The organism is Polaribacter aquimarinus, from assembly GCF_003129485.1.
GTDB lineage: Bacteria > Bacteroidota > Bacteroidia > Flavobacteriales > Flavobacteriaceae > Polaribacter > Polaribacter aquimarinus.
The window spans coordinates 164,028-176,755 of sequence record NZ_QFFG01000003.1; the positions used below are offsets into that span (position 1 = coordinate 164,028).

12 protein-coding genes are annotated in these 12,728 nt (G+C 28.8%); 4 read left to right on the plus strand and 8 right to left on the minus strand.

Translation table 11 applies throughout. The annotated features are described in order from the left end of the window. Nucleotides 1–3: 3 nt before the first annotated feature. From DIS07_RS07910 to DIS07_RS07925, 4 genes are all read right to left on the minus strand, one after another. Nucleotides 4–864 carry an outer membrane protein assembly factor BamD gene (locus DIS07_RS07910; protein ID WP_109404706.1) on the minus strand — a complete coding sequence of 287 codons (861 nt, stop codon included), beginning with the start codon at nt 862–864 and terminating at the stop codon, nt 4–6. A 156-nt stretch (nt 865–1,020) separates the two neighbouring features. After that, a complete protein-coding gene (dapA, locus tag DIS07_RS07915) occupies nt 1,021–1,899 on the minus strand; it encodes a 4-hydroxy-tetrahydrodipicolinate synthase (RefSeq protein ID WP_109404707.1) in 879 nt (292 codons plus the stop codon). 99 nt (nt 1,900–1,998) lie between these two features. After that, a complete protein-coding gene (locus DIS07_RS07920; protein WP_109404708.1) occupies nt 1,999–2,520 on the minus strand; it encodes a DUF6913 domain-containing protein in 522 nt (173 codons plus the stop codon). Nucleotides 2,521–2,553: 33 nt separating this feature from the next. Next, on the minus strand, nt 2,554–3,636 hold the full coding sequence (locus DIS07_RS07925) for an esterase-like activity of phytase family protein (RefSeq protein WP_109404709.1): 1,083 nt from the start codon (nt 3,634–3,636) through the stop codon (nt 2,554–2,556). Between the two features lie 78 nt (nt 3,637–3,714). On the opposite strand from DIS07_RS07925, the gene DIS07_RS07930 reads away from it, so the two are divergent. Then, complete coding sequence (locus DIS07_RS07930) at nt 3,715–4,101, plus strand: DoxX family membrane protein (RefSeq protein ID WP_109404710.1); 387 nt, start codon at nt 3,715–3,717, stop codon at nt 4,099–4,101. A 450-nt stretch (nt 4,102–4,551) separates the two neighbouring features. Beyond that, nucleotides 4,552–4,869, plus strand: coding sequence for a VanZ family protein (locus tag DIS07_RS07935; RefSeq protein ID WP_219930525.1), 318 nt, complete (start codon nt 4,552–4,554; stop codon nt 4,867–4,869). Here the strand turns inward: DIS07_RS07935 and DIS07_RS07940 are convergent. The 3 genes from DIS07_RS07940 to DIS07_RS07950 all read right to left on the minus strand — a co-directional run bounded on the left by DIS07_RS07940 (nt 4,866) and on the right by DIS07_RS07950 (nt 10,141). After that, nucleotides 4,866–5,522, minus strand: a complete 657-nt coding sequence (locus DIS07_RS07940; protein ID WP_109404712.1) for a lysoplasmalogenase — start codon at nt 5,520–5,522, stop codon at nt 4,866–4,868. The two genes, DIS07_RS07935 and DIS07_RS07940, sit on opposite strands and share 4 nt — an antisense overlap. A 3-nt stretch (nt 5,523–5,525) precedes the next feature. Continuing rightward, on the minus strand, nt 5,526–9,179 hold the full coding sequence (locus DIS07_RS07945; RefSeq protein WP_109404713.1) for an ABC transporter permease/M1 family aminopeptidase: 3,654 nt from the start codon (nt 9,177–9,179) through the stop codon (nt 5,526–5,528). Nucleotides 9,180–9,253: 74 nt separating this feature from the next. Beyond that, nucleotides 9,254–10,141 carry an ABC transporter ATP-binding protein gene (locus tag DIS07_RS07950; RefSeq protein ID WP_109404714.1) on the minus strand — a complete coding sequence of 296 codons (888 nt, stop codon included), beginning with the start codon at nt 10,139–10,141 and terminating at the stop codon, nt 9,254–9,256. Nucleotides 10,142–10,272: 131 nt separating this feature from the next. Here DIS07_RS07950 and DIS07_RS07955 point away from each other — a divergent pair, with 131 nt between their 5' ends. After that, nucleotides 10,273–11,361: a M42 family metallopeptidase gene (locus DIS07_RS07955; RefSeq protein ID WP_109404715.1), complete on the plus strand. Its 1,089-nt coding sequence runs from the start codon at nt 10,273–10,275 to the stop codon at nt 11,359–11,361. A 42-nt stretch (nt 11,362–11,403) separates the two neighbouring features. Continuing rightward, the gene (locus tag DIS07_RS07960) at nt 11,404–11,946 is read left to right on the plus strand and encodes an NUDIX hydrolase (RefSeq protein WP_109404716.1); all 543 of its coding nucleotides are present in this window, start codon (nt 11,404–11,406) and stop codon (nt 11,944–11,946) included. Between the two features lie 14 nt (nt 11,947–11,960). Here the strand turns inward: DIS07_RS07960 and DIS07_RS07965 are convergent, their stop codons facing one another. Beyond that, entirely contained in the window at nt 11,961–12,725 is a 765-nt protein-coding gene (locus tag DIS07_RS07965; protein ID WP_109404717.1) for a DUF6503 family protein, read from the minus strand. Nucleotides 12,726–12,728 lie beyond the last annotated feature (3 nt).

The following is a 12,728-nucleotide window of genomic DNA, read 5'->3' on the forward strand; positions in this document are numbered from 1 at the left end:
TAATTATTTCTTTAATGAGTTTTGGTATTCAATTTGCTTTGCAATAATATCTTCAGCTTCCTTTTTTTGAGCCTTCATTGTAGCTAACATTTTATTAGCTTCTTCCATGTATTTTGAATCGGGAAAATTTCTTTTTAATTTATCATAAGCCTCTACAGCGTCATCTGCACGTTCTGGTTTTCTTCTTGTAGTACTTTTTATAACAAAATCGTGAGCAGCTTTTAACCTGTAAAATAATGCTTCTTCCTTAAATTCAGAACCTAAATAATCTGATAACAAATTATCAAAAGCCTGAATAGCAGCTTTATAATTCCTTAAATCATAATCAGCAGTTCTATAATATGTTTTGGCTATTTCGAAATATTTTTTCTGTAATTTATATCTTAATTCTTGATAATGCTTATTAGCTTCTTCTATTTTATCTGAATTAGGATACGTATTTATAAACGTTTGAAAAGCTTCTAGGGCTTTATTTGTATCTGTAGGATCTTTACTAAAAACTGGAGCAGCTAATTTATAACTGTATGCAGAAAGAAATGCTGCTTCTTCTTTTTTAGAACTTTTAGGATAACTTTTAGAAAAACGATCAAAATAGTAGCCAGAAAGACTATAACTTTTTTCATTAAAATTAGATTGCGCTATCATAAAAGAAATTCGTTCCATTTGAGGTTTACCTCTGTAAGCAGGTGTAATTTTTTCGAACAAACGCAGAGCTTTTGCAAACTTCTTTGTTTCGTACATTTTTACAGCCATTTTATATTGCTCTTCTGTGGTACCTTTATTTAGCACTTTATGGTACTCTCCACATGAGGAAAGCAACAATACAAACAGAAATAAATACGCTAAATTTTTAATTTTTTGCATCGGGCAAAATTAGTGATTAATTGTGGATTAATAAAACGTTTTTTTACACAGTAAATTGTATTGTGCAATAATCTATAAAAAACACAATAAAATAGATAAGATGATACTAAAAATTTGTTAATGTTATATCTTAAAAAAAGAAACTTTAAAAAAAATCTATTGAAATTCTGTTACAAATTTTTCTATTTTTAAGCTAAGATCTGTACTTGCTTTTACTAATGGCAAACGCACTTCGTTACTACAAATTTCTAATTCTTGTAAAACTGTTTTTATTCCTGCAGGATTATTTTCTTCAAAAATATAATCGATAACATCCATCATTTTATAATGAATTGCATATCCTTCTTTATTATTTCCTTGTAAGCCATGATGAATCATTGTCGAAAATTGCTTAGGAAATGCTTGCCCTATAACCGAAATTACCCCAGCCCCACCTGCTAGTGTAACGCCTAATGCTAAATCATCATCTCCTGAAATAATCAAAAAATCTGAAGGTTTATCTTTAATTAACGTATGATACTGTTGCTGATTGTTACCTGCTTCTTTTACACCAACTATGTTTGCAAAATCATTTGCCAAACGTAAAACCGTTGATGGCTCCATATTTTTTGCCGTTCTTCCAGGTACATTATACAGAATAATTGACAAATCTGTAGCTTCTGCAATTGCTTTATAATGCTGATAAAATCCTTCTTGAGTTGGCTTACTGTAATAAGGCGCTACAGATAAAATACCATCAATTCCAGAAAAATCTCTAGACTTTAACTCATCGACAACTAATGCTGTATTGTTACCTCCTACACCTAAAACCAAGGGCAAACGTTTGTTATTTGTTTTAATAATAACATCTATTATTTCTTGCTTTTCTTCTTTAGTAATCGTTGCACTCTCACCAGTAGTACCATTAATAACTAAATAATCTGTTCCGTTTTCGATGTTATAATTCACCAATTTAGCAAGAGCATCAAAATCTACACTTAAGTCTTCTTTAAAAGGTGTAACTAACGCAACTCCAGTTCCAATAAATTTTTGCATTATTAATATGTTTTAAGGGTGTAAAATTACAATTTTAAGATGGATTTTGTTTAGAAATGATAAATTCTTACCAAGAATAAACAACTTTATACTTAAAGTTTAATTTTTTAGCTTTTTTAAGATTTGAAGATACTTTTTAAGCTCTAAAATGTAAGCTTCAATATGTTCTATTTGCTCTACAAATTCAATGTCATATAAATTTGAATTAACATTAGAAAAACCCACTTTAAAAGTTGCTTTAGAATGAAAAACAGCTAATTCTAAATACAAATTTTTCTCATTAAAATAGCCTATGAGTAAATCAAATGGTTGCTCTAAAAAACTCACAAAATTTTGTTGTGTAAAATGCCCTTTCCAGTTGACATCTTTTTCTGTAAAATGCTTATAAGAAGCTTGATCTAATTTATTAAACTTTTTAAAACTATACATTTTTGTGTTTCTAAGTCCTAAAACAGATTCAACTTGAGATTGAATATCAATTTTTGATGAAATTTGATCCAAAGTTACAATGCCTACAGATTGAATTTCTTTTTGAGAAATCATTCTACTCTCGTCTAAACGCAAAGTAAGTTTGTTGGTTTTTTTCCTTAAAGTAGATTCTTTTAATTTAGAGAAATTCATTAATATCTTTTCTTAATGTTGTAAAAATAGCAATTAATTCTCATCAATTTCTAATAAGATAAATTGATTTAATTGTTTTCCATAAATCTGAAAATTATCGTCAGACACCAAAATTAAAGATGATTTTCCATTTGATAGTTTTGGCCCAAAAGTAATGCCTTCGATGTTATCGATTATTCCATCTTTAAGGCGATTTTTAACATTTTTAAAATCAAATAACAACCTCTTTTTTAACGGTTTATATTCGAAGTTTCTCAAAGAATCTATTTCTAAAACATTGGTAGTTTCTTCATTTATATTGGCTTCAAAAATTCTTACTATATTTCCATAAGCACCATAACCACTTTGGTAAGTTCTTTCTATAATAAAAAAATGATTTTCTTTATGTTCTAGAATCGCAGTCACTCCGTTTAAATTAATATTTCCTTTTGCAGGTTTACTTATAGGTTCTAAGTGGTATGCAAATTGGTGGGTTGCTTTTTTGCTCTGCTTATCAAAAAAAGTAATTCTTATGGGTGATGTTGTTTTATGAAAAGATGGCTCTTCTCCATCCGATTTTAAAACCCCTTCCATTGCTACCCAAAATCCATTTTTCTGGACACTTTTTGATGAGGCTTCAAAAACTGCATTATGTTTAATATTATTTAAATTTTTATGAGATCGGGGTAAACTATACTCATATTTAAAATGGCCACTAAAATCTGTAACAAATACTAAAGGTTTTTTACGCTTATAAATAGAACCTTCACTCACAAAATTAATTTCATTTTTATCAACATCAATAAAAATAGATTCCAAATCGAGATGCTTTTTCTCATAAAAGGGAGTTATCGAATCATTTAAAAAAATAACGTTTTGAAAGATTATTGATGAGATTGTATCACTTTTAATCGTAATTTTCGAAGTTACCAACCGAGGTTTATTAACATCATCTATAATTAAATAATAATTATCCTTAGAAAAATCAATACCCGAAAAACCTCCAAGTATTGAGCTCTGAAATTGAATAGAATCTTTAATCGTATACTCATCTAAAAAAGTAAGTCTAATTTTCTTTGAATTTGAACAACTAAAGAAGATAAATACCAAAAAGACTACCAATATTTTTTTTTTCATTAAAAATGATTTTAAACAAAAATATGATTTTGTAAGTAGATAATGTATTAAGCGTCTAAATTTTAAAATCAACTAAAAATGAATACTAAAATTATTTTTGTACTAAAATTATTAGCAGCTATTATAATGTTGCAAACCTTATTTTATAAATTTACAGGAGCTCAAGAAAGTGTTGATCTTTTTACAAAACTAGCTGGAGATAATGAGAAAATATTAAGAATTGCAACAGGAATTTTAGAACTTATTGCTTCAATTTTATTATTTATTCCCAAAAAAGTATGGATAGGTGCTTTATTTACACTTGTGTTAATGGGTGGAGCAATATTAGTTCATATCACTAAAATTGGAATTCAGCATAATAATGACGGTGGTTTACTTTTTTTTGCTGCAATTTTTACGTTTATATGCGGGTTAATTATATTACTTTACCAAAGAAAAAGCCTACCACTTTATAATAAAGAATAGATTTTTTAACATTAAATATTTTCTACTAAACATTAGGTTTAACAATCCTAAATTAGATTTTTCCCAACAAATTCTATGTATTTATAAATATATTTCAATGCTGAAAAAAAAATATTTTTTTCTTAAAAAAAATATTAATTATTAAAATCTTTTTTATTACTTTAGCCAAGTAATTAAACAAATAATTACATATTTATATCCCCTAAATAATAAAATATGAAATAAATTTATTTTTGAATCATCCCCCTAATTATTGGAGTCCCCTAAACTAACTGATAATTGATTAAAAATAAAAAAGTAATATCTATTTATTTAGAACAAAGAAAAAGCAGTTACATTTTGTAACTGCTTTTTCTTTTCAGTTAAGTTATTATGCAAAGATTATTTTCCGTATTGGGTATATTTTTTTTCTTTTTTATTCTTTGGATTATCTATTTAGCTAATTCAGGAATGAGAAGTATATTTTTTGATTTTGTGAAATCTTTCCCTCTTGGTGATAAATTAGGACACTTTGTATTATTTGGAACTTTAACTTTTCTAAGTATTATTGTCTTAAAATTTCGTTATTTTAAATTTGGAAAACTTCAGGTTTATTATGGAGCATTTTTTGTAATTGTTTTTGTGATACTAGAAGAATTTAGTCAAAAGTACCTTTCTACTCGTACATTTGATTTTGTTGATTTAATTGCAGATTTAATGGGTATTATTTCAGCTTCAATTTTGGCTAATTTAGGCAAACATAAATTTACAAAAATTGTAAATTCTTAATTAGAGTCTTTTACAATCATAACTTTACAAATAAGATATTGTGCAACTATATACGTTATCATAATACTAACTCCATATATAGATTTGGCTTCATAAAACATATTAATAGCCAGTAAACTATCGGAAATAATAAAAATTATTGCTCCTAAAAGTAGCCATAAATTCTCAGTAGATTTTTCTTGAGAATAGTTTATCAAAGCAATTGTCCCAAAAGTAGAAATAATGATTCCGTAGATAATCACTGGAATTAGCATTTCTGTTAAACCATCTTTTATTAAATAAATGATACTCCCAAAAGCTATAATAAACGGAATAGATGCACCCAAAATTTTACTTGGTGATATCATTTTTAAATAATTAGCAGAAATTTTGATGTATAAAATATGAGCCATTAAAAAAGAAACCAGACCAAACAGAAAAAAATCTTGTTTAAAAAGTAAAAAAGTATCACCCCAAAAAGAGAAAAACAACGCAGAAACATACCAGAAATTTGCTTTTTTTACTGATATTAAATACAATACAACCAACGAAATTGTAATAAAAGGTTTGGTAAAAAATGCCAAAGTGTTATCAACCAAAAGCCCTGTTATATGTAAAACTATTATTAGCAAAAATAATATTGACGCTGATAATATCTTTGTTTTCTTAATCATAAATTATAGTTTTCTTCTATTATCATCAGATTTAGTATCTATTAACTTATTGTATGGGTCTACTCCTACTTCCGTTGGTTTTTCATCAACGATAATCGTTATTTTATTATTGATCTGAGTAATTTTATGCTTTTTTAAATATAATTCTTTTTCTTTCTTTTCTCCATTAACCTCTTCTTGAGTAAAGATACCAATATCTATATAATCTGCTAATGAGACTGATAAAATGGGTTTCTTCATCTTATCAGTTTTATAAGTTAGTGTATCTCCGACTTGATCGCCATAAAAACGTTTTCCTTTTTCATCATTTCTATATTTTACTACTTCAAACTCAATATCTACTTGAAACCTACCATTATCTAATTCCGTAATTTCTGTGTCCAAAACTCTATTTTTATATAAAGTAATCGTCTCAAACATATCTTTAATTACATAATTTAAAGAATCTGGAGTTACTTCTCTAATGTAATCTACCATTTCTAAAGAAGTTGTGTAGGGTGGTTCTTGAAACTTCACTTTATCAACATATCGTTTTAGCGCGCCATTTAGTTTTTCTTCACCTATATAATCACTCAATGCATAAAAAACCAATGAGCCTTTTTGATAACGAATATAACCTTGACCATCATTATACATCAGTGGTTTTTCCCTTTTCGTTTCTAGAGTTCTTTGTAGTAAATAACCATCTAAAGCATCTTTTAAAAATTTCCTCATTTTTTCTTTTCCGTGTTGATGCTCCAAAACTTTTAATGCTACATATTCAGATAAGCTTTCAGACAACATTGTAGCACCTAAAACATCTGCCCCAATTACTTGATGCGCCCACCATTGATGTGCAACTTCGTGAACTGTTATTGCAAAAGGATAATCTACTCCATCATTATTACTTTCATCTACGTCTGCAATAAAACCAACGCCTTCCGAAAAAGGGATTGTGTTTGGAAATGATTGCGCAAAACTGCCTGCTGTTCTTGGAAACTCTATTATTCTTGCTTGTTTGTGTTGGTAAGGACTAAAGTTCTTTGCATTATAATCTAGAGAAGCTTTCATTCCCTTCATCATTCTATCCAAATTGTATTGGTGACCTTTATGATAATAAATTTCTAAACTTATGCCATTCCACATTTCTTTTTTAACCTCGTATCTTGCTGAATTAAAAGCGTAAAAATTTAAAATTTTACTATCCATTTTATAATGGAAATACTTTCTATTATTCTCTGACCATTCTTTTTGTAAATACCCTGGAGCTATTGCTATTTGATCTTTTGATGTTGATACAGTTGCTTCAAAATCAATCCAATCAGCATCTTTTGAAATATAAGTATCTCCTAAAGCTGTAGAATCTGATGGATGAGGACGCAAATCATTTGGGGGTAAATCGTATTTTTTACGTGTTTTGTTGTCGGTTAATTCTCCTTGCGAAGAATATCCTAAAGACGGAAACATTTGAAAATTATTGATAAATGTTCCGTTTTCTCTAATAGGAGAACGTCTTCTATAGCTTGAATTTTTCTTACTCTTTACAGAAATAGCCAATTCTAAAGTATCTCCGGGTAAAATTGGTTTTTCAAAATGATAAATATCAAAATGCTGAATAGTGTCTTGTAAAACTAAAGTATTCGGTTTATTAAACTCAAAAGTACTTTTTAATGAATTATGATTTAAAAAGATACTATCAATAACTTTATTTGTTTTATTTACCATTGTATATTTAGCAGTAGCATCATACATTCTTTCTTTTGGAAAAATATTTACATCGGTTTTAACCGCAATAATTCTTGGTTGTGCATAGCTTTCGTACTTTTTATAAGTTTTTTCCCATTTTACCCTTTGTAACTCTTGTTCTTTAGAGGAAGTTCTCTTATTTTTTGTTCCAGTTTCTTGGTAAATTGAAAATCCTAATCCTAAAAAAGCAAGAGAAAAAACAACAAAACTTACTGCTGCAAATCCTTTAAATCTTGATTTGGCAATAGCAATTCTTTCTGCAAATGAATTTGGTATTCCTCTTACCCAAAACAAAAATGACACTACTAATAATGCCAAACCGCATAATATCCAATACATTTTATAAGATAAATATGGTAACAGAACTCCGTAACCATTCATATCAGAATAACTATATCTTGGACCTTCATTAAATTTTAATATATCTTGTTCTATTCCGGCTAAAGTTAAGAATGGAGTTCCAATTGCAATAACTAACAAAATGAATAAACCTAAATATGGATTTCTTAATAGCGTCTGTAAAAAAATAGAAAGTAAAGCCCATACAAATAAATTTAGCAAATCAAGAAAGAACAATTCAGTGATATAATGTCCAATTTCAAAATTATAATATCCTTTATAAACTTGAAAAAGTATTCCAGACACCATAATTACACTTAATAACACCAATTGCATTTTTACCAAAGCAATTACTTTGGATAATAATAGTGTCCAGTTTGGAATTGGAGTTGAATCTACCAAATGATTTATTCTAGAAATTCCTGCTCTATGCACCAACATACCCGCATATAAGAAGGTACAAACATTAATCGCTAGTCTTCCAAAAACTCTACCACCTCCTAACATTTGCCAAGTTACTGGTAGTGTTTTTGTTCCAAAGAGTTCACCTCTATTAAATAAAGCAACTAATAATAAAAGTAGCCCCACTAAAACTATAGAAATAAATGGCCAGCTTTTAAAAATATATTTAAAATCGATATTGGATAATTTCCAAGTGGTTTTTAAGTTTTGAAATAAAGAAAAATTATAAGAAACTTTTGGTAATGATATTCTTGTAATTCCGCTAAAATTAGATTTCGTAACTCTTTCTGCTTTATTCTTTCTAAAAGAAATTGAAATTGCATTCTGGCTAAATGCAAAAAATTTGTAAACTAATCCAAAAATAATAGAACTAATTGTTAACCAAAGTAATCGATTATAGAAAATCATTTCTTTAATCGGAATTTGTAATTCGTTCTGCTCAGACATTGTCCAATATTTTGTATAATAATTGGATGCAGCAGCACCAAAAGGGTCTAAAACTGCTAATAAACCCGCCTGTTCTGGTTTAGACAAAACACTTTCTATAACACCTTGAACAAACATTAAAATAATCACGGCAATAAAACCAGCTGCAATATTTCTAGTGAAAGTCACTACAGCAAAAACGATAGCTCCAAACAGTAAAACATTAGGTAAAATAAAGAGTAAATAAGTTTGTAAATAAGTAATAATGTTGAATGAACCCACAATATCTGGATTCGTACCAGGAAAACGAAAACCTACTATCATTCCTAAAGCTATTGATAAAACAATAAGAGAAACCACTACTATCGCACTAAAAAACTTAGCAAATAAATAATTGGTTTTTGTAAACGGGTAAGAATACAAAATGGTATGCATTTCACTCTTAAAATCTCTGTAAATTGATACACCTACAATAGATGGAAATAAAAAGAAAATAAAAACAGTTAAAAGATTCATTAAACCATAAACTCCCAAAGGAGAATTAACAATTCTTGATGAACCTACTGTACCAGTACTATTATCCCAAATACCAGCAGAAGCTGAAGAAATTCCAAATGATAATAGTAAAAATATAGAAAGGTAAATATAAAAAGCAGGTTTATTAAACCAATATTTTAATTCTTGTTTGAAAATCGTTGAAAACATATTTTAATATTGTTAGATGATTAAATTTTTGATATTTAGTTTGTAAAGCTTTTTAACAAGTAAACTTTTAACTTTTATACTAAAGCCGGTTCATCTTGTTTTAAAGCAATAAAGTATACATCATCTAACTGAGGTGTTGCTTGTACAAATTCTTTGGATGGTTTTTCTTCTGAATGAACTCTAATGTTCAACGTATTGTCTTGATTGTAGTTGGAAGACAAAATAGTATACATTTTCTCTTGTACTTCTAACTCATCTCTAGAAATTACTTTTGTCCAAATAGTACCTTCAATTTCTTTTGTAGCTTCTTGGGGTGTAATGTGTTTTAAAATTCTTCCTCCATTTAAAATTGCCATTTCATTACACAATTCCTTTACGTCCTCTACAATATGTGTAGAAAAAATCACGGTACAATTGGTACCAACTTCACGTAAAACATTTAAAAAACGATGCCTTTCTGCAGGGTCTAAACCCGCTGTTGGTTCATCAACAATAATTAATTTAGGATTATTTAAAAGTAACTGTGCAATTCCAAAACGTTGTTTCATTCCTCCAGAATAACCCGCAACATATTTACGTCTTACATCATATAAATTTGTAATTTCTAAAACCTCTTTTACAATGGCATTTCTTTCTGATTTATTTGATATTCCTTTTAAAGTTGCAAAATAATCTAACAAATCTTCTGCTGACATTTTAGGATACACACCAAAAGATTGAGGTAAATAACCTAATACTTTTCTTAACGACATTTTATCCTCTAAAACATTAATATCACCAAAAGTAATTAAACCTGAATCAGGACTTTGTAAAGTTGCGATTGTTCTCATTAACGATGATTTTCCAGCTCCATTAGGACCTAACAAACCAAACATTCCGGTACCAATTTCAATACTTAAATTGTCAATTGCTTTTACTCCATTTTTATAAGTCTTTGTCAAGTTTTCAATTACTAACTTCATATTCTTGGTTTTAAAATATTTAACTTTTGTGATAAGTGTAAAAGTAAGAACTTTTGTTACACATTTTTGTGATTATTTTAATTGAAATGCTAAAAAAACGTTTTATTTTTACACAAAACTGAAATGATATTATGGCAGAAAAATCAATTTTAAACAAAAATTCACTTACTTTTTTAGAAAAATATTTAAACAATGCTGCACCAACAGGTTACGAATGGGAAGGGCAAAAAATTTGGATGGACTACTTAAAACCTTATGTAGACACCTTTATCACAGACACGTATGGAACTGCTGTTGGGGTTATTAATCCTGACGCAAAATATAAAGTTGTTATTGAGGGGCATGCAGATGAAATTTCTTGGTATGTAAATTATATTTCTGATAATGGATTAATCTACGTGATTAGAAACGGAGGTTCAGACCATCAAATTGCACCAAGTAAGGTGGTTAACATTCACACCAAAAATGGAATAGTAAAAGGTGTTTTTGGATGGCCCGCAATTCATACAAGAAATAGAGCAAAAGAAGAAGCTCCAAAACCAGAAAATATTTTTATTGATTGTGGATGCTCTACCAAAGAAGAAGTTGAAAAATTGGGTGTGCATGTAGGCTGTGTCATTACATATCCTGATGAATTTCACATTTTAAACGAAGACAAATTTGTTTGTAGAGCCTTAGACAACAGAATGGGTGGTTTTATGATTGCTGAAGTTGCTCGTTTATTAAAAGAAAACAAAAAAGAATTGCCTTTTGGTTTATACATTACCAACGCTGTTCAAGAAGAAATTGGTTTGCGTGGAGCAGAAATGATTACACAAACTATCAAACCAAATGTAGCTATTGTTACGGATGTAACACACGACACTACTACTCCAATGATTGACAAGAAAAAAGAAGGTCACTTAGAAATTGGAAAAGGTCCAGTTGTGGCTTATGCGCCTGCTGTACAACAAAAATTACGAGATTTAATTACAGAAACTGCAGAAGCGAAAAAGATTCCTTTTCAACGTTCAGCATTATCTAGAGCAACAGGAACAGATACAGATGCTTTTGCATATAGTAATGGTGGTGTGGCTTCTGCATTAATTTCTTTACCTTTAAGATATATGCATACAACCGTAGAAATGGTGCACAGAGAAGATGTAGAAAATGTCATTAAAATGATATACGAAACCTTATTAAACATTAAAGACGGAGAAACTTTTTCATACTTTGAATAAAAAAACTTAATCCCGCTTTATGCGGGGTTTTTCTTTAATTTTATGGATGAACTCATCGACATTTTAACTCCTGATGGAAAACCAACAGGCAAAACTGCACTAAAATCTGAAGCACATAAGAACGGTTGGTTTCATGCAACTGTACATATTTGGTTGTTTACTGCTGATAAAAAAATACTACTTCAAAAAAGAGCATTAACAAAAAAAGTATTTCCTGGTTTATGGGACATTTCTGTGGCAGGTCATATTGGTGCTGGAGAAGAAATTTTAACATCTGCAAAAAGAGAAGTTTTTGAAGAAATTGGTTTAAAACTTGATGAAAAAAATTTGATTAAAATAGGCACCAGAATTCATCAAGTAAAACACGAAAACGGAATTCAAGATAATGAATTTCATCACGTTTTTATAGCTGAATTAAAAGTTCCGATTTCAACATTAACTATTCAAAAAGAAGAAGTTGATGATATCAAACTCTTTGATTTATCCGTTTTAAAATCAACAAAAAACCTCGAAAACGTTTTGCTTCCAAGGTTTCATGAATATTATTGTATGGTTTGTGATAAGATTATATCATACTTAAACTAATTTTATTCGTAAAATTATTTAGCTGGTTTCGCAAAAAAAGAATCTGCTAATTTTCCTTGACTCAATAGTGGCAGCGTAAATTCTAAAGCCTTTCCTTTTGGACTTGATGTTAATCCATTATCGTTTTTGTTATACCAAGTAATTTTCTTTGGCAAAACCAATCCATTTACATTTTCCCATTCGTGATATTTTATCCATCTTAAGTTATCTGAAGGCTTTTTAGATTTAAAAGTAACTGTATACGCTAACCATTCCATTTGATATGTTTTGGGATTGTAATAGACAACATAATTATCGTCTGGAGAAGTCCCTACATTAGCCTTATAAGATATTTTATAACCTGGATAATTTACTCCTTCAAAAGTTAAATCGTCCACTTTTTCATAGATAATTCCTTCATCTGCTAAAACAAAAGGCATTGCATAAAAGTAGAAATACAAATTGTAATAAAACATTGAATTTCCTTTATAGTTCCCCTCTTTTTCTTCATCTAACCAAACTTCTGTTCCATCAAACCCTAGAGAATACTCTGGGTGATTAATAACAGTTTTTCTTGAATGCAAATCTACAGTATGTACTTCTTCTCCTTTATTAAAAGAAAGAATTTTCATTTTTCTCCAATTATCAATTCCTCCATGCTTTGTAAAAACTTTACCTAATTCTTCTGGGAAATTTTCATTTTTAGCAGTTCCAACCTTTACTTCATTGACTTGATTTTTAGTTTCTTTTTTACACGAAACTGCTAGTAAGACTAATACTAAAACGATTATTTTTTTCATTTG